Below are 19643 nucleotides of genomic sequence, written 5' to 3' on the forward strand. Positions count from 1 at the left end.
TCAGGTCCGGGCGAGCAGGAAGTCCGTCACTGCCGCGGCGAAGGCGGAACTGAACGCGGGAATGTGCCGGCCACCGTTGATCGTCCAGGCCTGGACGGCCGACCCGCCGGCACAGCCCCGCTCAAAGGTACGCACCGACGTCTCGGCCGCCGGCAGGACGGTGACGAGGTCGAGTGCCGGGGCGTCGCGGCCCGCGTCGGTGCAGCCGTTGTAGTCGCGCCACTGGCTGACCGTGGCGGCCGCCGACGGGTAGGCGTTGTTGCCGAGAGCGCCTCCGGTGAACGCGATGGTCTCGTCGGCGCTGCTGTGCACGGCGAGGACGCTCACCGGCTCGGACGGCCGGCACCGGGCCGGGTCGTTCCAGCTCGCGCCGTTGAGTGACGCGATGGCGGTGATCTGGTCGGCGTGGTCGCAGGCCATCCGGAACGCCATGAAGCCGCCGTTGGAGTGCCCGATCAGATAGACCCGGTCGATCCGGTACGAGGCTTTCAGCGCGGAGATGAGCTCGCTGAGGTACCGCGAGTCGTCGGGCTGCGGACTGTCGAACGCACAGCAGGCGTCGGTGGCGTTCCAGAACCGGTTGCCCCGGCCGTCGACGGATCCGTCCGGATAGGCGTAGACGAATCCCCGCCGGTCCGATTCGGCGGTGAGCCCCAGATACGACTCCTGTTCCCTCGCGTCGGACGAGTATCCGTGCAGCAGGACGACCAGCGGTGCGGCGCGGCCCGGATCGATCGAGTCCGGCACGTGCACCGTGACGGGCCGGCCACCGATCTCGACGGTGCCGGTGCCGCCGGTCGGCAGGCCCGCTGAAGCGCTGGGTGACGGCGCGGGAGCATCCGCCGAACCGCAGGACGTCATCGCCATGGCCGCCGCCGCGGCGATCACTGCGCGAGCCGTCCGCCCTTGTCGTCCAGGCACCGTACCTCCCCATCCGGATCGACGTTCATGGTAAGGCTGAAACTGCCCGCAGGCGTGAAGATCAACATCGGGATTCGCCAATCAGGAAGGACACCGGCCTACGAGAGGTAACGATGGGTGGAGTTAGGACCGGCGGCGACGATGTCGCTGTGCTGCTGCGGTCGCGGGGTGAGCCGGACTGCTTCGCGGAGTTGTTCGAGCGCTATTTCGCCGCCCTGCACGGGTACGCCTCGCGGCGGCTGGACGGGGCCGGCGGCGACGATGTGGCCGCCGAGACGTTCCTGATCGCGTTCCGGCAGCGGGACCGGTTCGATCCGGACCGGGGTTCGGTGCGGGCGTGGCTGTACGGGATCGCCACGAACCTGATCCGGGCGCGGCGGCGGGAAGAGGCTCAGGGATATCTGGCGTACGCGCGGGCAGCGGCCCGTCCGCCCGCCGATCCGCGGCACGAGGAGCAGACGACTGATCGGGTCGCGGCGGCTGCCGCCCGTGGCCGGATCGTCGCTGCGCTCGCCGGCCTGCCGGCGCGGGACCGGGACGCCCTGCTGCTCGTGGTGTGGGGCGAACTGTCGCACGAGGAGACCGCCGCCGCCCTCGGCGTGCCGGTGGGGACGGTGGGGTCACGCCTCAACCGGGCCCGCCGCAAGATCCGTGCCGCATTGGACGACGTCGACCCGACCCGACCGGCCGAGAGGACAGCCAACCATGGATGAGCTCGACCTGCTGGCCACCGCACGGCCGGTGACGCCGCCGGCCGCCGAGACGACGGCGGCTGCCCGGGCGCGGCTGTTCCACCTGATGGACTCCGGCATGCCCGCCGGGAGGACCGCCGCCCCGGCGCGCCGGGTGTTCCGCTGGGGTCTGATCCCGGCGGTGGCCGCGGCGTTCGCGCTGCTCATGGTGCTGTCGTCGTCGTGGGGGCGCCCGGCCGACCCGGGTCGCGGTGACGTCGACCTCGCCGAGGCGGGGCCACGTCCGCCGCAGAGACTGCGGAATCTGCTGCTGGCCGCCGCGGACCGGACGATGGGCGAGAACCCGGCGGGCGGCCGCTACTGGGTCTCCGAGGTCGAGTCGGGGACGCTGCTGCAGGTCGGCCGGGACGGCAACCGTTACGCGATCATGGGCCGTACCGAGGAGACGACCTGGTACTCGGTCCGCCGTGACGACCGGGCCGTGCACTACCTGCGATGGGCCGGGGCCGCGCCCGCCTCGGACGCCGACCGGGCCGCATGGCGGCGAGCCGGTTCGCCGGCCGGCTGGCCGATCGACGAAGCGTGCCCGGAGACCTCCGGCGAATACACGGCCGGGGCCGGCTCGACGCGCACGGTGGTGGGCAAGCCGGAGGCGAGCACCTTCCTGATCGGCGGGGGCTACCTCACCGCGGCCCAGGTGCGGGAACTGCCGACGGATCCGGTACGGCTGGAGGCGTGGCTGGTCGGTTCGCTGCGTCGCGGGAACCCGGATCTGACCGCCGCCGAGCTGTCACAGGGCATCTTCGACTCCATGATCAACCTGCTGTACCAGGCGCCCGGCACCCCGGCGGTCCGGGCCGCCGCCTACCGCCTGCTGGCGGTGCTGCCCGGCCTGCGTGACCTCGGGCCGGTCACCGATCCGAAGGGCCGGCCCGGCAACGCGGTCACCCTGGTCACGAACGAGGAGCAGCCGGGCGTACGGCAGGCCGACACCGGTGGTGCACGCGAGGTCCGTCTGGTCTTCGACCCGGCGTCCGGGCAGCCGCTGGCATGGGAGACCCGGGTGCTGCGCCCGGCCGACTACCTGTCCTGGGTTCCGGCCGGTGCGGTGTTCGACTACGAGGCCGTCCTGCGCTCCCGGTGGACCGACGACGTCCCGCCGGACACGACCGGGGCGCTGCCGGAGGACGTGCAGGAGCCGGCCACCTGCTGATCGAGGGGATGCCGTCCACCGTGACCCGCGCGGTGGACGGCATCGGCGCCGTCAGGGATGGGCGGCCTCGTGCGCGGCCACGATCCGCTGCCAGGACTTCGGCTCGGCGGGTGCGGCCAGGGTGGACAGGCCGATCTCCGGGCGGCCGGGGGTGTAGAGCCAGGTCTGCAGGAACGCGTCCAGGTCCTGGCCGGAGATCTGCTCGGCGAGGGCCTGGAACTCGGGTGTCGTACCGTCGCCGTGTTCGTTGGTCTCGGTCCAGGCCCGCAGGATCGCGAAGAACTTCTCGTCACCGACGAGTTCGCGCAGATGGTGCACGGTGAGCGCGCCCCGGTCGTAGACGGCGCTGTGGAACAGGCGGTCCGGGCCGGGGTCGCCGGGGAGCACCTGCCAGAACGGGTCGCCGGCCGGGTGCACCTCGGACCAGACGTAGTGGGCGAGTTCGGCGGCGGTGCCCTCACCCTGTTCCTCGGACCAGAGCCACTGGGCGTACGTCGCGAAGCCCTCGTTGAGCCAGATGTCCTTCCACTGGCCGAGCGCGACGGAGTCGCCGAACCACTGGTGCGCGAGTTCGTGGACGACGAGGGAGTTGTTCGTGCCGCGGAGGAACGAGCGTCCGTCGTACACCGGGCGGGTCTGGGTCTCGAGGGCGAAGCCCTGGTCCCCGGCGCCGGTGACCACGCCACCGCGCGCTCCGAACGGGTACGGCCCGAACAGCCCCGCTGCCCAGTCGGTGATCTCGTCGCTGCGTTCCACGCTGGCGCGCGCCGCCGCGGCGGTGACCGGGTCCAGGCGGGTGTTGTAGGCGGTGACGATCGGGCTGCCGTCGGCCGAGGTGTCCTGGTAGGTGTCGAAGTCGCCGATCGCCAGGAACGCCAGGTAAGTGGCCTGCGGTTTCTCCTGGCGCCACGACCAGCGGTCCCAGCCGGCGAACGCGGGCGTGGCCCATCGGGTGGGCGTGCCGTTGGAGATCACCTCGACGCCGTCCGGGACGAGGACCGACACGTCGAAGCTGGCCTTGTCGGTGGGATGGTCGTTGCTCGGGTACCACCACCAGGCGATCTCCGGCTCGCCGACGGCGAGCGCGCCGTCGTCGGTGCGGTTCCACGACGTGAAGCCGGCCGCCACAACCGTGGACGGGATGTCGTCGTACTCGACGACGACGGTCAGCGGGGTGCCCTTGGTGATCGGCCGGGCCGGGGTGACGACCAGCTCGTGATCGCCCTGCCTGGCGAACGTGGCGGGACGGTTGTTGACCCGTACCGACGTGGTCCTCAGGGCGAAGTCGAGATTGAAGCGGGAGAGGTCCTGGGTCGCGGTGGCCAGGATGGTGGTGGCGCCGGTCAGGCGGTCGGTGTCCGGGTGGTAGCGCAGGCGTATGTCGTAGTGCCCGACGTCGTACCCCCCGTTGCCGTACTCGGGGTAGTAGACGTCACCGGCGCCCGGACTTCCGGGCGCCGGTGCGGCCCGGGAGCCGGTCTGGACGGTGAGGACGACGGCGAGGACGGCCGCGGTCACGGTGATGGTTCTGCGGAGCATGGAGTCTCCCTTCACGGGGTTGCCGTTGCCGGGAAACCTACCAATTTATTTATAACTATCGATTAAGTGGGCCCTCGGTCAGCAGCGCCGCCATCTCCGGGAGCTTGAAGAACTCGGCCGTGGCCACCGCCGACGGGGAGCCGCCGTGCGGATCGGCACCCGCCGCGAGCAGCGACTTCACCGTCTCGTGGTTCTGCCGGAAGACCGCCGCGGCCAGCGCGGTCTGGCCGCGGTCGTTGACCCGGTCGGGATCGGCGCCCTGCTCCAGCAGGGCCGTCACGGTGTCGACATGGTTGTGGTAGGCCGCCAGGATCAGGAGCGTGTCGCCCTTGTCGTTGGTCAGGTTGGCCGGCAGGCCCGCAACGACGTTGACGATCAGCTCCTCGGTGCCGCCGGAGCGTGCCAGGTCGAACATGCGATGCGCGAATCGAATCGTCTCTTCATCCAGTTCTGCCACGCCCGAAGCCTATCGTTCGATTTCACGCGTGGGTTTGCCTGCCCTTCTCCAACCTATCGCGGGGCGGGGGGCTTGCGGCAAGGCCGGGGTACCGGCGCAGAATCGTCGGCCGTGGGCCGGAACCGCGGAGACAATGCGGAGGCCGGTCAATCGCAAATTCGACGGAAACGCCGCCGCGGAGGAATCTGAGAATGACTGACCAGTACGTGCTGGATCTCCGCGACATCGGCGCAGACCAGGTCGCGCTCGGCGGCGGCAAGGGCGTCCACCTGGGAGAACTGTCCCGGATCGACGGCATCGCGGTACCGGCCGGATTCTGCGTGACCACGGAGGCGTTCCAGCGGGCCCTGGCCGGCGTACCGATCGACGACACTCTCGACCCGGCCCGGATCCGGCAGACGATCGAGGACCTTCCCCTGCCCGCGGAGGTGGCCGCGGCGATCACCGCGGCGGTCGGCGAGCACACGCCCTACGCCGTCCGCTCGAGCGCGACCGCCGAGGACTTGCCGGCCGCGTCCTTCGCCGGGCAGCAGGACACCTACCTCAACGTGGTCGGCGCCGAGTCGGTCCTGCGGCACGTCAGCCGATGCTGGGCCTCGCTGTTCACCGACCGGGCCGTCATCTACCGCCGGCGCAACGGGTTCGGCAGTCACCGGGTCCACATGGCCGTCGTGGTGCAGGAGATGGTATTCCCGGAGGCGTCCGGCATCCTGTTCACCGCCGACCCGGTCACCGGCAACCGCCGGGTGTCCGCCGTCGACGCCGGTTTCGGCCTCGGCGAGGCGCTGGTGTCCGGCCTGGTGAACCCGGACGTGTTCAAGGTCCGCGACGGCGTCGTCGCCGACCGGTCGATCGCCGTGAAGACGGTCGCGGTCCGTGCCGTGCCCGGCGGCGGGACGCGGACGCTGCCGATCGAGCCGGTACGGCGCGAACAGCCCGCCCTCTCCGACGACCAGGTACTACGGCTCGTGGCACTCGGCCGGCGGATCGAGGAGCACTTCGGCCGGCCGCAGGACATCGAGTGGTGCCTGACCGGCGACGAATTCCGGATCGTCCAGAGCCGGCCGATCACCACCCTGTACCCGATCCCGGCGACCGCCGGCGACGGCGCCGCCCACGTCTACGTCTCGGTCGGCCACCAGCAGATGATGACCGACGCCATGAAACCGCTCGGCTGGTCGATGTGGCAGCTGACCGCCATGGCACCGATGCACGAGGCCGGCGGCCGGCTGTTCGTCGACGCCACCCGCCACCTGTCCGACCCGGCGGTCCGGGACGGGTTCCTGGAGATGCTCGGCAGGTCCGAGCCGCTGGTCCGCGACGCCCTGCAGACCGTGCTGGACCGCGACGGCTTCCTCCCGCCCGCTCCGGACGCCGGTCCGGGCCGGACGCCGGCCGGGCACCCGCCCACCCCGATCGAGACCGACCCGGCCACCGTCACGGAACTGGTCGAACGCAGCCGGGCGTCGATCGAGGAGCTGCGGCGGGACATCGGCGGGAAGACCGGGACGGCACTGTTCGACTTCCTGCTCGAGGCGTTCGAGGAACACAAACGCATGCTCCGGGACCCGCTGAGCATTCAGGTGATCATGGCGGGGATGGACGCCAGCTGGTGGCTCAACGAGAAACTGCTCGACTGGCTGGGCGAGAAGAACGCGGCGGACACGCTCACCCTCTCCGCGCCCGGCAACATCACCTCGGAGATGGGGCTCGCGCTGCTCGATGTCGCCGACGCGATCCGGCCCCACCCCGAGGTCGTCGAGTTCCTGCGAAACCCCGGCTCCGGCGATCTCCTCGGCCGGCTGCCGGAGATCCCCGGCGGGACCGAGGCCCGCGACGCCATCACCGGCTACCTCGGCCGGTACGGCATGCGCTGCGCCGGCGAGATCGACATCACCCGGCCGCGGTGGAGCGAGCAGCCGGCCACGCTCGTACCGCTGATCCTCGACAACGTGCGACTGTTCCCACCGGGCGCCGCGGAGCGCCGCTTCGCTCAGGGGTTGCGGACGGCCGAGGAGAAGCGGCGTGAAGTGCTGCGGCGTCTGCGGGAGCTGCCGGACGGCGAGGAGCGGGCCGCCGAGACCGAGCGGATGATCGACCGGGTCCGGACCTTCATCGGCTACCGCGAGTATCCCAAGTACGCCATCATCTGCCGATACTTTCTCTACAAGCAGGCCTTGACGGCCGAGGCGGGGCGACTCGTCCGGGCCGGTGTGCTCGACGCGGTGGAGGACGCCTTCTTCCTCACCTTCGCGGAACTTCACGATGTCGTACGGACCGGACGGCTCGACAAGGGTCTGCTCCCGCGGCGCCGTGCGGAGTTCCGGGCGTACCAGGCCCTCACGCCGCCGCGGGTGCTCACCTCCGAGGGCGAGACCCTCACCGGTGCGTACCGGCGTGACGACGCGCCGGCCGGGGCGCTGGTCGGGTTGCCGGTGTCGGCCGGAACCGTCGAGGGCCGGGCCCGCGTCATCCTCGACATGGCCGACGCCGACCTGGAAGCCGGTGACATCCTCGTCACCGCCTACACCGATCCGAGCTGGTCACCGCTGTTCGTCGCGATCGCGGGCCTGGTCACCGAGGTCGGCGGCCTGATGACGCACGGCGCCGTGATCGCCCGCGAGTACGGCCTGCCGGCCGTGGTCGGGGTGGCCGGCGCCACCGGCCTCATCGCTGACGGCCGGCGGATCCGGGTGAACGCCACCGACGGTTACGTCGAACTGCTGTCCTGACGGTGCGGCTCAGAACTCGTCGACGCGGCCGCGCTGCTCGAAACAGGTGGTGTCGATCGCCAGCTTGACCAGCTCACGGGCGGTGGCGTGGTCGGTGGCCTCGGCGTCGAGGGTGCCCAGGGTGCGGGTGACGACGATGATCGCGCCGGCGCTCTTCCCGGCGGCCAGATCGTCGCAGGCGGTATCGGCGATCGCCTGCAGTTCGGGGTCCTGCCGGCCCTCGGCGATCTCCGGCAGCCGGTCGCGGACGACGCGGGGGAACTCGCTCACCCGCGTCGCGGTCGCGGTCGCGGTGGGCTTGACCGTCACCTTCGTGGTCTTGGCCGCGGCGGGCGCTGCCTTCCTCGTCGTGGACGTCTTTCCGGGCTTGGCGGACGAACCGGACGACGTGCAGCCCGCCGATCCGCACAGAACCGCCACCAGTGCCACAACCGGCCACTTCTTCGACATCATTGCGCCTTTCCGCTGTTCAACAGCCCATGAGGGTAGCCGGGGCGCGCACCACCGCGAACTTATTTTTGATCATGAGACGGCCGGCACATCGCGGGCGGCGGGCGATGCGGCTTGATGAATGACGCTGGCCACGTCACCGGCAGCGGTGAAAGATGAACCGCGGGAGTCACCCATCCGCGACCGGAACGGCTCCGAACCCCAGCCGGACGATATCGACGCGCGGTGGATGGAGAACGATGGCGGAGCGTGGCACCGGTGACCGGCCGGAGTACCTGACCCCGGTGCCGGACCCGGAGACGGTGCCGGATGCCGGTTCGCTGCTGGCGGCGGTGGCCCGCGGCGAGGAGAAGGCCTTCGGGCGGCTGTACGACCTGGTCGCCCCCCGTGTCTACGGCTTGGCCCGCCGGGTGTTGCGGGATCCCGCGCAGGCCGAGGAGGTCGCGCAGGAGGTCCTGGTCGAGGTGTGGCGGACGGCGGCACGCTGGGACGCGCAGCGGGGTTCGGCGACCGCCTGGATCTTCACGATCGCGCATCGGCGGGCGGTCGACCGGGTCCGCGCCGAGCAGGCCGCCGGGGACCGCACCGCGCGCGTCGGCGCCGCCTCGGTCGACACCCCGTACGACGAGGTCGCCGACGAGGTGGCGGCCCGCCTGGAACGCCAGCAGGTGCGGCACTGCCTGGAGGTGCTGACCGAGGTGCAACGCCAGGCCGTGACGCTCGCGTTCTGTCAGGGGCACTCCTACCCGCAGGTCTCCGAGCTGCTCCGGGTCCCGTTACCCACGGTCAAGAGCCGGATGAGGGACGGGTTGATCCGCCTGCGCGACTGCCTCACGCCGGAGGTGGCGGCCTGATGACCGACGATGTGCACTCCCTGATCGGCGCCTACGTGCTCGACGCGCTCGACGACATCGACCGGGCCGCGTTCGACAGGCATCTGCGCGACTGTGAGGTCTGCCGGCAGGAGGCGGACGAGCTGTTCGAGGTGACCGCCCGGCTCGCTGACGGTGCCTGGTCGGTGCCGCCGCCCCGGTTGCGGGACAATGTCCTGGCCGAGATAACCGGCACCCGCCAGCTGCCGCCGGTGGTCCCGCCCCGGTCACAGCCGAGGTCCCGTCGCGGGCTGCGCCTGGTCGCCGCGGCCGCCGCGGTGGTCGTCGCGACCGGAGCGGTCACCGCCGTCTATCAGATCCAGGACCAGCGCGTACGCGAGACGCAGTCCCGCCTCGAAGCCGCTCGGGCGAGCGAGGCCCGGGTCCGGTCGATCCTCGGCGCGCCGGACGTGCAGACCCGCTCCGAGCAGCTGAAGAGCGGCGGCCGGGTCACCGTCGCCAGTTCGCGCCTGCAGAACGCCGGTGTGATCCTGCTGGCAGCCGACAGCGCGCCCGGCACCGGACGGGTCTATCAGATGTGGACCATCCAGGCCGGAGCACCGGCGTCGGCCGGCGCGCTCGGCGAGGGCCAGGCCGCGGCCGTCCAGGTCGTCGAAGGGCTGCCGGGCATGTCCAACGTGGGCATCACCATCGAGAAGGCGCCAAGTTCGGCCACCCCGACCGCACCGTTGGACGCGCTCGTGAATCTCCTCTGATCGACGCCCATCCGCGGCCCCGGCCGCTCCGAATCCCCGGTGACGACGACAGGGGGGCCGGGGATGGCCGGGGAACTGGGTGGCCGCTACCGGCTGCTCGAGCTGATCGGCACCGGTGGCATGGGCCGGGTCTGGCGGGCCGAGGACACGCTGCTGCAACGCACGGTCGCGATCAAGGAGCTCACCACACCGGCCAGCCCGGTACGGGAGGCACGTGCCGCCGCCCGCCTCGACCATCCGGGTGTGGTGAAGGTCTACGACGTGCTCACCACCGAGGAGCGCGCGTGGATCGTGATGGAGTACGTGCCGTCGCGCTCGCTGCACCGAGTCGTCACCGAGGACGGCCCGCTGCCGCCGGCCGAGGTGGCCCGTCTGGGGCTGCGGATGCTCGCGGCGCTGCGGTCGGCCCACGCGGCGGGAGTGCTGCACCGCGACGTCAAACCGGACAACGTGCTGCTCACCCCGGACGGGCGGGTGGTGCTGACCGATTTCGGCCTGGCCACCATCCGGGGCACGGACGGGCCCGATCCGCGGCTCGGGTCGCCCAGTTACATCGCTCCGGAGCGGCTGCTCGCGCGCGAGGCCGGGGTGCCCGGCGACCTGTGGTCGCTCGGCGCGACGCTGTACTTCGCGGTGGAGGGGCGCTCGCCGTACACGCGCGGGGACGGTGCGGCCGCTCTGCGGGCACTGATCAGTGAGCCGCCGGACCCGGTGATGCTGTCCGGGCCGCTGTCGCTGCTGCTGCTCGCACTGCTGGACAAGAACCCGGCGCGACGGCCGGCGGTCGCCGACGCCGAGGCACGGCTGCGGACGGTCCTCGAACCTCCGCCGCGCCCGCGCTCCCCCGTCGTGCGGACCCGGCTGGCCGTGGCCGGCAGCGCAGTCGTGCTGGCGGTCACCTCCGGTGCGGCGCTGGCCGCGGCGGACACCTCGTCCCGTCCGGCCGTGCTGGTGCAACCGTCGAGCCGGCCGCCGGCATCACCGGCACCCCCGGCGGCGCTCATGTCGTACCGGGCGGACCCCTGCGGGCTCCGGGCCGTGTCGGAGCCGGTCGTGGCCGCCACCACCGACGTGCCGGCCGGTCTGCCCGGCGGCTGGGTGTGGTTCCGGGACGCCACCGGGTTCACGCTCGCCCTGCCGGCCGGCTGGCAGCGGTCGATCAGCGGCAACGATGTGTGCTTCACCGACCCGTCCGGACGGCGGGCGTTCACCGTCAACGTGGCCCCGATCGCGACGCGCCGGCCGCTCGACTACTGGCAGGGCCGGGAGAGGGCCGAACTGGCGCGCGGCGACCTGCCCGGCTACCGGCGCATCAGCATGGGCCTGCTGCTGCTCGGTCGTGGCGGCGCCGACTGGGAGTACACCTGGCGGCCCGGCTCGGACTCGGTACGGCACGAGCGGCGGGTGCTGGTCGCGGTCGACGACCGCCGCTCCTACCTGCTGCGGTGGGCCGTCGCCGACACCGACTGGGCCGCGAACACCGGCCTGCAGAAGCAACTCGTCGAACTGTTCAACTCAAGGAGATGACCATGAGAACGCGATGGATCATGGCGGTGGCGGCACTCGCACTGGCGGTCACACCGGCGCCGGCGTTCGCCGACGAGAGCGTCCACGTGCGGCTGCTGGAACTCAACGGCTCCGGCGCGTCCGGGACCGTGGTGCTGACCGCGCTTCCCGGCGGTGATCTGCGGGTCCGGCTGACCGCCGGCGGGCTGGTACCGGGCGCGGCGCACGTCCAGCACCTGCACGGATCGGCCGACGGGATGGACTTCCACTGCCCGCCGCCGTCGGCCGACCGGGACGCCGACGGCTACATCAGCACCGAGGAAGGGCTGCCCTCGTACGGGGCGATCTTCGTGGCGCTGACCACCCGGGGTGACGTGTCGCGGGCCAGCGGGCTCGCGATCGACCGGATGCCGGTGGCCGACACGTCGGGATCGGTGCGCTACGACCGTACGATCGAGGCCGCCGACCTGCCGCCGGGAACCGTCGAGCACCTGAAGGATCTGCACGTCGTCCAGCACGGCATCGACGCCAACGGCAACGGCGAGTACGACCTCGGCGCCCTCGGTGAGTCGACGCTCGCCAGGTCGGCGGGGGTGAGCGGCGTCCCGCAGGAGGCGACGCACCCGGCAACGTGCGGCATGATCGCCGGTGCGGCGGCCGGATCGGTGCCGGTCGGCGGGGTGGCGACCGGGGACGGCAGCAGCCTGACCTCGGCCTCGCCGTGGCCGACGTTCGGTGCGCTGGCCCTGGTCGCGGCCCTCGGGGCGCTGCTGTTCCGCCGGCGCCGCGCCTTCGTCCTGGACCGGTCCCGGCGATGAACCCCTCGTGGTCCGTGCCCGGCCGGATCGCGGTGACCGTAGCGGTGGCTCTCGCCTGCGCGGCCTGTGGCGGTCCCCGCGCGGCCACCGGGCCTGTCGCTCCCCCAGCCACCGCGCCTGCCGGGCCCTCGGCCACCGCGCCCGGCTCTTCCGCCGCGGCCGCCGCTCCCCCAGCCGCCGGCTCCGCGGACTCGCTGACCCGTGGGGACCTGTTGCCCACCTCGCCGCCGACCCGTCTGGAGATCCCTGCGCTCGACGTCGACGTGCCGGTGGCCGGCCTGGGCCTGCGGGCCGACGGCGCCATGGAGGTACCGGGCGACGCGAAGACGGTCGGCTGGTTCACCGGGGCACCCACACCCGGCGCACTGGGCCCGGCGATCCTGGCCGGTCACGTGGATCTCAAGGGCACCGCCGGCACGTTCGCCCGGTTGTCCGCACTGCGCCCGGGCGATCAGATCCGGGTGGCCCGCCGCGACGGCTCGACGGCCGTCTTCGGGGTCACCGAGGTGGGCCGCTACCCGAAGAACCGCTTCCCGGCCGAGAAGGTGTACGGCCCGATCGACCACGCCGGACTACGGCTCATCACGTGCGGTGGCGACTTCGACCCCCGCAGCGGCCACTACGAGGACAACGTCGTGGTCTTCGCCGGGCCGGCCTGAGCCCTTGCCGCTGCGCGAACTGTTGCCGGCCGTACCCCGGACACCTCATCTGCGGCGGATTCGGTGGCTGCGGTACGGCCGGCGGTCGTGGGCGGAGGCGCCCGGCCGGGGAGCCGGGCGCCTCCGCCTCGGACCACTGGTCAAAGCGGCCGGAGCCTCGCTGATGGAAGCGGCCGAAGCCGCCCTGCTGGAAGCGGCCGGAGCCTCACTGGTAGACGCGGACGTAGTCGACGAGCATCTGGCTGGGGAACGGGGTGGTGGCGTCGATCGGGCCGGGGAAGTCGCCGCCGACGGCCAGGTTGAGGATCAGGTAGAACTTGTGGTCGAAGATCCACGGGCCACGGGTGTTCTCCACGGTCTCCTTGGCGGCGTCGAAGACCTGACGGCCGTCGAGGAAGAAGCGGATGCCCTTGCTGTCCCATTCGGCGGCCCACACGTGGTAGTCCTGGGACAGGTCGACCGTGGCGTACTTCTGGCCGTACCCGCCGGCGCCGTTGTAGGCCGGGGCGTGCAGCGTCGAGTAGGCCTCGCTGGTGTTGCGGCCGAGGACCTCCATGATGTCGATCTCACCGTTGTACGGCCACGGCCGGCCCTGCAGGAAGTCCTCGCCCATCAGCCAGAACGCGGGCCACAGGCCGTTGCCCTTCGGGACCTTGACGCGGGCCTCGATGCGGCCGTACTGGACGCTGAACTTGTTGCCGGTGTTCATCCGGTGCGAGGTGTACTGGCGGCCTTGGTAGTCCTGCCGCCGCGCCTCGATGACGAGTGAGCCGGACCCGTTCATGGACGCGTTCTCGCTGTTGGGGGTGTAGTACTGGACCTCGCCGTTCTGCGGGACGCCCGGGTCGTACGTCCACTTGGTGGTGTCGGGCTTGCTGCCGGACGGGCCGTTGAACTCGTCCGAGAAGACCAGGCGGGTGGCCGGGAACGTCGGGTCGGCGGGCTGCGCGGGCGGAGCGGTGGGGTTGCCGCCGGTGCCGTAGACGCTGAACTCCCAGAGTGAGTAGCCGTAGGCGCTGCTGCGCGCGGTGCCGTACATCCGCACGTAACGGCCGGTACCGGTGGCGTTGATGACGTCCTTGAGGCCGTCACCGGTGGTGGTGCTGTAGATCGCCGTCCAGTTCACGTTGTCGGGCGAGACCTGGATCTGGTAGGCGCGGGCGTACGCCGGGTCCCACTGCAGGACCACCTGGCTGATCTGGGCGGTGGCACCCAGGTCGACGGAGATCCAGCCGGGGTCGACCCAGCCGTTGGTGGAGCTGGTGGCCCAGCGGCTGGCCGGGTCGCTGTCGAACGCCTTGTCGGGGCTGCACGGGTTGCAGTTGACGTCGTTCTGCCAGGTGGAGGCGGCGGCCGGCTTGCCGTAGGAGAGCAGGCGGGTGGTGCCGGCCGGCGGGGTGTCACCGGCGTACACCTGGAACTCCCAGAACGAGTAGCCGTAGGCCTCGAGGGCACGCTGGGTGAGGTTGATCCGCACGTAACGGGCGGTGCCGGAGACGGCGATGCTCTGCTGCCCGCCGGTGCCGGACGTCGTGGCGTACGCCTGGGTGAAGGTGCTGCCGTTGGTGGAGAACTGGATGGTGAAGCCGCGGGCGTAGGCGGCCTCCCAGTTGATCGCGATCCGGCTGACCGCGGTGGGGGCACCGAGGTCGACCTGGAACCACTGGGTGGCGGCGAACGTGCTGGACCAGCGGGTGCCGGTGTTGCCGTCGACGGCCTCGGCCGGGAGGTAGGCACCGGCGGCCTCGGTGGACGAGGCGGTGGCGGCCTTGCCCTGGGAGACGAGGACCTCGGCGGCCGCGGCCGGTGCGGTGGTCACCGCGAGGAAACCGGCCATCAGACCGGCGATGCTCGCGGCCAGGGCGATTCTTCTGGTACGGCCGGAGCGCGGCCGTTTCAGGGCAGGAGTGAGCATGGGACGGGACTCCTCGGGATGTGTCGAAGCTGTTTCCGGGTGGGGAACAACCCGTGAAACCGCTCTCTTGCCCGCCACTGTTGTCTCGTCCTCGAAAAGTGTCAATGGTTCACGGAACCGGTTCCGGCACCGGTTCCGCAAAAACCCAGCTCACGGGTGGGGCGACGAGGAAGTTCCGGAACCTCGCCCCCGCTCGCCGCAGTGCCGCGGGACCCCGTGGGACCGACCCGGAAGCAGCGATCCGGGGAAGCGCTTTCACGCGCCCCTCGAGCGGTGACCGCTGTCAGCCGGCGACCCGCTCGGCGATCTCGGTCGCGATCGCGGCGAGCTCGGCGCGGGTGAAGACCGGTGCCGGGGCGACCGCCGGGCTGCCGTCCCCGCCGAAGTAGTTGACCGCGTTCAGGTGCAGCGCGTACCGGCCGCCCGGAAGTTCGACGTCGACGTCGTAGAAGAGCCACTTCCCGCCGGGCCGGTCGACGAAGCGGACCATCTTCAACCCGGCCGGGGTACGGCTCGTCCGGCAGTCGGCCACCCCGCGCTCGCACTCGTACATGGGCTGGCACGGCTCGCCGGGAGCGCAGTCGATCGGACGCAGAGTGAGGTAGAAGCCACCCTTGCGGCCGTCGCGGGTGATGCCGGACCGCCCCCGGAACGTGTCGTCGTCGACGGTGTACAGCAGGATCGGGCGCCCGTCCGGCGTGCGCGGTTCGCCCGGCACATCCGGCATGTAGATCCACTTCGCGCCCGGGGCGTGCCTCGCGGCCGCCTCCTCGAGGGCGGTGCGGAGCCAGCCGAGGGCCCGTTCCTGGCCGGCTCGGGTGGACGTCTCCAGAGCGAACCCGGTCGGCGACGGGCTCGGGACCGGAGCCGCCGACACGGATGCGGCGACCGGCGGCGGACCCACCGGTGTTCGCTGCGGGCCGTTCACCAGGGCGGCGCCCACCGCGAAAGCGGCCACGACGGCCGTCGCGGCGGAACCGCCGGCCAGGGCCCGGCGGACCCTGCGGCGCCGGCGGGTGCGGCGGATGACGTCGTGCACGTCGAGGGTCGACGGCGGCGCGGCGCCGATGAGCTGGTCAAGTGTCTCCTGGTTCACTGGGGGCTCCCCGTTTCCTGCGTCAGCGCGCGCAACGCCTCCAGCGCCCGCGCCGATTGACTCTTGACGGTTCCGGCGGAGATGCCGAGCAACTCCGCGGTCTCCTCGACCGAGCGGTCGAAGTAGAAGCGCAGGACCACCACGGCCCGCTGCTTACGGCCCAGCCGCGACAGCAGACCGATCAGGTCCGCCCGGTCACCCATCCGGTCGGCCTGCGTCCAGCCGTGATCGGGCAGCCGGTCAGCCGGATGCTCACGCCGCCACGGACGGCGCCGCTCGTCGATCCACGCCCTGGTCAGCACCCGCTGCGCGTACGCATCCGGATTGTCCGCCGTGGAGACCCTCCGCCAGTGCTCGTAGAGCTTGGCCACGACGATCCCGACCAGGTCGTCGGCGGTGTGCCAGTCGTGGCACAGCAGGTATGCCGCCCGCCGCCAGCGTTCCATCCGGACGCGTATGAACGTCAGGAACTCGTCCTCCTCGGACCTCTGCAAGGTCGTCCTCCCCGGTGCGCTTCTCCCGGCACGACGGAGACGACGTCCGCCGGGGTTGCATCCGCACCGGAGATTCTCGTCCGGCGGGGGGCACGCCGGTGGCGCGGCGCCGGTCACCGTTCGCGGGGCCGGCGGGGCAACAGCGCGGGGACGCGGCGCCTGTGCCGGGCGTAACCCGGACGGCGGGCCTCGGAACGGCGGTCCATCATCGGCACGCTGACGAACACGAACAGCAGCACCATGGCGACCGGGCCGGCCACGGTCCACCACCAGTCCGGGGCCGCGGCCAGGGCGAACAGCCACAATCCCCACCAGAACAGGATCTCGCCCAGGTAGTTCGGGTGCCGCGAGTACCGCCACAGACCCACGTCGACGATCCGGCCGCGGTTGGCCGGGTCGCCGGCGAACCGGTGCAGCTGCCGGTCCGCGAGCGCCTCCAGCAGGATGGCACCGCCGGTCACCACGACGGCGGCGATGTCCAGCAGGCCGCCCCACGGCCGGCCGGTCACCGACACCGCCGGCCAGACCGCCAGCAGGCCGGCGAAGACCACGAGCGTCGGCATCATCTGGATACCGGCCAGATTGATCAGCCACCAGGGCACGCCGGGCGGGCGTTCTTCACGCAACTGCACGTACCGCCAGTCCTCGTGGCTCAATCCGCGCCACGACACCGCCCAGTTGGCGGTGAGCCGGATCGCCCAGGTCAGGATCAGCAGCAGCACCGCCCACTGCCGGCCGGTCGCCGCACCGAGGTCACCGCCGGTGCTCCAGAGCACCCACCCGGCCGCGATCACCGGCGGGGCGACGCTCCAGTACGGGTCGTACAGGCTCGCGTTGGCCACCGCCACGCTCGCCGCGAACACCACGAACGTGGCGATCACATCGGCGAGGAAGGCGACCGTCAGGGGGTGCCCGACCCGCATCGCGGCGACCACCGCCGCGGCGGCCAGGAACGCCGCTACGTAGGCCAGTGTCACCAGGGTGAAGCCGGTCGCCCGCGAGGCCGACGCCAGGCTCCCGCCGACCCGGTAGGTGTCGCGGTCCGCCGCCATACGAAGAGGGTAGGCGCGCATCGACCCGCTGCGATGTCTCCGTCCGCTCGGGCCCGGGTGTCGGTAGGCGCACATCCCGAACGAACGGCCGGTGGCCCCTGGATGACAATCATTCAGCCGGCCGCCGCAATGACCGATCGTGTACCCGGGGACGGTGACGGACAGCAGGAGGAGCAGTGCGGGTCGGGACGGCGAGTCGTCCGGTACGGATGTCGCTGGGCATCGCCGTTTTCGCGGCTGTCGTGTTCGCCGTCAACCTGCCCGCCGCCCACGGTCCCGCGGTGCTGTTGTGGCTCGCCCCGTGCGGTTCGGTGGTCGTACCGTCCGTGCTCGCCTGGCGGGCTGCCCGGATGCCCCTGCAGCCGGCACCGACCCGCCGGTTCTGGCGGACCCTGGCGGCGTGCCTGGTGCTGGCCGGGGTGGGCGCCACCTCCCACGGGTACGACACGATCAGTACCGGCACGTCCGGCAGGCACATGTCCATCGCGACCGTCTCGGTGTACGGCGCGACGATGACACTGCTGCTGTGGAGTCTGCTCCGGCTTCCGATGGGGGCCACCCGCCGCGGTGACGTGCTGCGCCTCGCGCTCGACGCCGGCACCGTGCTCATCGCGGGTGCCGCGTTCCTGTGGCACTACACCGCCCGGCCGACGCTGGAGACCACCGGATACCGGCCGGCGACCATGCTGGCCATGGTCGTCACCCTGCTGATCGAGCTGGTGACGGTGTTCGCGTTGATCAAGGTGGCGCTGGCCGGGCAGGCGTACGTCGCCCGGTCGGCGCTGCGCCTTCTCGCGGCCGCCCTGCTCGTCGGGGCCCTGAGCAGCCTGCTGCAGGTTTTCGTGCAGGATCGGCCGCACCTGGACATGGTGCAGCTCACCCTTCCCGCCATCATGGTGTGCGTGACCGCCGCCGCCGAGCGGCAACTACGGGCGGGAACCGGGCGGGCCCCGTCCCAGCAGCCGGCGAAGCGGCAGTTCAGCCGGCTCCCCTACCTGGCCGTCGCGGCGATCGACCTGCTGCTCGTGGTGACCGTCGAGTCGGGCGTCGACGCGACGCCGACGGCTCTGGCGGTGGTGGCGCTGACCGCGCTGGTGATGTGGCGGCAGCTCACCGCCCTCCGCGAGAACAGCGAACTGCTGTCGCGCCTCGACCACAGCGCCACGCACGACACGCTCACCGGCCTGCCGAACCGGGCGTTGTTCAACGAACGGCTCACCACGGCGCTGGCCGACGCCGACCCGGGGCGGGGTGTCGGCGTCGCGCTGATCGACCTGGACGACTTCAAGATCATCAACGACACGCTGGGTCACGCGGCGGGCGACGTACTGCTGGTGGGCGTGGCGCAACGGCTGCGTGCCTGCCTGCGCCCCGGTGACACGGCGGCCCGTCTCGGCGGGGACGAGTTCGTCGTGCTCCTGCGGGACGTCACGCCGGACGAGGCGGAGCAGGTGACACGCCGTGTCATCGACGCACTCGTGGAACCCGTCGTCGCCGAGGATCACCACCTGCTCGTACGCGCCAGCATCGGCGTCGCTGAGGGCAGGTCCGGCGATGACGCCGGCGAGCTGCTGCGGCGCGCCGACATCGCGATGTACGCCGCGAAGCACGGCGGCGGCAGCAAGGTCGAGCGTTACCGCCCGGGGCTGGCGGCCACGGTCGCCGACTCCGCGGAGATGGGTGCGGAGCTGCAGCAGGCGATCGCCGAACGCCGGCTGTTCCTCGAGTACCAGCCGATCGTGTCGCTCATCGACGACCGTACGGTCGGGGTGGAGGCGTTGATCCGCTGGTCGCATCCCACCCGGGGTGTGATCGCGCCGGCCGCGTTCATCCCGGTCGCCGAGCGCACCGGGATGATCGTCGAACTCGGCGGCTGGGTCCTGCAGGAGGCATGCCGCCAGTTCGCCGTCTGGTGTGCGGAGCTCGACAGCCGGGCACCGGCCGGGATCAATGTCAACGTCTCGCCCCGCCAGCTGAGCGATCGGAGCTTCGTGACCCGGGTGGCCGAGGTGCTGGCCGCCACCGGGCTGCCGGGCCATCGGCTCACTCTGGAAATCACCGACAGCTCGGCCGTGGACCTGAGTGCCGTCGCACCACGGGTGCAGGCGCTGCGTGACCTCGGCGTACGCATCGCCCTCGACGACTTCGGCGCCGGCCCGTCGTCGCTGACCGCGCTCCTGGAACTGCCGGTCGACCAGCTCAAGCTCGACCGGGCGTTCCTGGGCCGGGGCGGTACCGGCTTCGCGATGCCGGAAGCCGTCCTCGCTCTGGCCCGCGCCGCCGATCTGGAGATCGTCGCCGAGGGCGTGGAGACGCCGCAGCAGGCCGACGAGCTGAGGGCGTACGGGTACCGGTCGGCGCAGGGATTCCACTTCGCCCGGCCGATGCCGGCGGACCGGTTCGGCCGTCATCTGGCCGGCCCCCCGGTCGACGACGTGGTGGCGGCCGGCACCGGCAGCTGAACGGCGGCCGTCCGGGCGTGCCGGTCATCACCGGCGGGTGCTCTGTTGC

18 protein-coding genes are annotated in these 19643 nt (G+C 71.8%); 10 read left to right on the top strand and 8 right to left on the bottom strand.

Annotated features, from left to right (window positions below):
* A complete protein-coding gene (locus AB0G04_RS32590; RefSeq protein WP_360990621.1) occupies positions 1–921 on the bottom strand; it encodes an alpha/beta fold hydrolase in 921 nt (306 codons plus the stop codon).
* 113 nt (positions 922–1034) lie between these two features.
* Between AB0G04_RS32590 and AB0G04_RS32595 the strand changes: the two genes are divergently transcribed.
* Complete coding sequence (locus tag AB0G04_RS32595) at positions 1035–1634, top strand: RNA polymerase sigma factor (RefSeq protein ID WP_360990623.1); 600 nt, start codon at positions 1035–1037, stop codon at positions 1632–1634.
* Positions 1627–2826 (top strand): CU044_5270 family protein, encoded by a 1200-nt coding sequence (locus tag AB0G04_RS32600; RefSeq protein WP_360990626.1) that lies wholly within the window; start codon positions 1627–1629, stop codon positions 2824–2826. The genes AB0G04_RS32595 and AB0G04_RS32600 overlap by 8 nt, the downstream gene beginning before the upstream one ends.
* 51 nt (positions 2827–2877) lie before the next feature.
* Here AB0G04_RS32600 and AB0G04_RS32605 read toward each other — a convergent pair whose 3' ends face one another.
* Both AB0G04_RS32605 and AB0G04_RS32610 read right to left on the bottom strand, forming a co-directional pair.
* Positions 2878–4365 carry a M1 family metallopeptidase gene (locus tag AB0G04_RS32605; protein ID WP_360990629.1) on the bottom strand — a complete coding sequence of 496 codons (1488 nt, stop codon included), beginning with the start codon at positions 4363–4365 and terminating at the stop codon, positions 2878–2880.
* 55 nt (positions 4366–4420) lie between these two features.
* Positions 4421–4780 carry an ankyrin repeat domain-containing protein gene (locus AB0G04_RS32610; RefSeq protein ID WP_360990811.1) on the bottom strand — a complete coding sequence of 120 codons (360 nt, stop codon included), beginning with the start codon at positions 4778–4780 and terminating at the stop codon, positions 4421–4423.
* 233 nt (positions 4781–5013) lie between these two features.
* On the opposite strand from AB0G04_RS32610, the gene rph reads away from it, so the two are divergent.
* Positions 5014–7554 carry a rifamycin-inactivating phosphotransferase gene (gene rph / locus AB0G04_RS32615; RefSeq protein ID WP_360990632.1) on the top strand — a complete coding sequence of 847 codons (2541 nt, stop codon included), beginning with the start codon at positions 5014–5016 and terminating at the stop codon, positions 7552–7554.
* Between the two features lie 9 nt (positions 7555–7563).
* Here the strand turns inward: rph and AB0G04_RS32620 are convergent, their stop codons facing one another.
* Positions 7564–7863, bottom strand: a complete 300-nt coding sequence (locus AB0G04_RS32620) for a hypothetical protein (protein WP_360990635.1) — start codon at positions 7861–7863, stop codon at positions 7564–7566.
* Between AB0G04_RS32620 and AB0G04_RS32625 the strand changes: the two genes are divergently transcribed.
* The 6 genes from AB0G04_RS32625 (at position 7853) to AB0G04_RS32650 (ending at position 12575) form a co-directional block, all read left to right on the top strand.
* Positions 7853–8122, top strand: a complete 270-nt coding sequence (locus tag AB0G04_RS32625; protein WP_360990638.1) for a hypothetical protein — start codon at positions 7853–7855, stop codon at positions 8120–8122. The two genes, AB0G04_RS32620 and AB0G04_RS32625, sit on opposite strands and share 11 nt — an antisense overlap.
* A 121-nt stretch (positions 8123–8243) precedes the next feature.
* Positions 8244–8858, top strand: a complete 615-nt coding sequence (gene sigK, locus AB0G04_RS32630) for an ECF RNA polymerase sigma factor SigK (RefSeq protein WP_360990641.1) — start codon at positions 8244–8246, stop codon at positions 8856–8858.
* Positions 8858–9592, top strand: a complete 735-nt coding sequence (locus AB0G04_RS32635; protein ID WP_360990644.1) for an anti-sigma factor — start codon at positions 8858–8860, stop codon at positions 9590–9592. The genes sigK and AB0G04_RS32635 overlap by 1 nt, the downstream gene beginning before the upstream one ends.
* 39 nt (positions 9593–9631) lie before the next feature.
* The gene (locus tag AB0G04_RS32640) at positions 9632–11119 is read left to right on the top strand and encodes a serine/threonine-protein kinase (protein ID WP_360990647.1); all 1488 of its coding nucleotides are present in this window, start codon (positions 9632–9634) and stop codon (positions 11117–11119) included.
* A gap of 2 nt (positions 11120–11121) precedes the next feature.
* Complete coding sequence (locus AB0G04_RS32645; RefSeq protein WP_360990649.1) at positions 11122–11916, top strand: hypothetical protein; 795 nt, start codon at positions 11122–11124, stop codon at positions 11914–11916.
* Positions 11913–12575: a class F sortase gene (locus AB0G04_RS32650; protein ID WP_360990651.1), complete on the top strand. Its 663-nt coding sequence runs from the start codon at positions 11913–11915 to the stop codon at positions 12573–12575. Before AB0G04_RS32645 ends, AB0G04_RS32650 begins: the two co-directional genes overlap by 4 nt.
* Positions 12576–12780: 205 nt before the next feature.
* Here AB0G04_RS32650 and AB0G04_RS32655 read toward each other — a convergent pair whose 3' ends face one another.
* The 4 genes from AB0G04_RS32655 to AB0G04_RS32670 form a co-directional block, all read right to left on the bottom strand.
* On the bottom strand, positions 12781–14490 hold the full coding sequence (locus AB0G04_RS32655; RefSeq protein ID WP_360990654.1) for a discoidin domain-containing protein: 1710 nt from the start codon (positions 14488–14490) through the stop codon (positions 12781–12783).
* A gap of 283 nt (positions 14491–14773) precedes the next feature.
* Positions 14774–15586 carry a hypothetical protein gene (locus tag AB0G04_RS32660; RefSeq protein ID WP_360990656.1) on the bottom strand — a complete coding sequence of 271 codons (813 nt, stop codon included), beginning with the start codon at positions 15584–15586 and terminating at the stop codon, positions 14774–14776.
* A complete protein-coding gene (locus AB0G04_RS32665; protein WP_360990659.1) occupies positions 15583–16080 on the bottom strand; it encodes a SigE family RNA polymerase sigma factor in 498 nt (165 codons plus the stop codon). The genes AB0G04_RS32660 and AB0G04_RS32665 overlap by 4 nt, the downstream gene beginning before the upstream one ends.
* 113 nt (positions 16081–16193) lie before the next feature.
* Positions 16194–17132 carry a DUF1295 domain-containing protein gene (locus tag AB0G04_RS32670; protein WP_360990662.1) on the bottom strand — a complete coding sequence of 313 codons (939 nt, stop codon included), beginning with the start codon at positions 17130–17132 and terminating at the stop codon, positions 16194–16196.
* 176 nt (positions 17133–17308) lie between these two features.
* On the opposite strand from AB0G04_RS32670, the gene AB0G04_RS32675 reads away from it, so the two are divergent.
* Complete coding sequence (locus AB0G04_RS32675) at positions 17309–19594, top strand: EAL domain-containing protein (RefSeq protein WP_360990665.1); 2286 nt, start codon at positions 17309–17311, stop codon at positions 19592–19594.
* The last annotated feature ends 49 nt before the right edge of the window (positions 19595–19643 follow it).

This window comes from Actinoplanes sp. NPDC023801, from assembly GCF_040639655.1.
Taxonomy (GTDB): domain Bacteria; phylum Actinomycetota; class Actinomycetes; order Mycobacteriales; family Micromonosporaceae; genus Actinoplanes.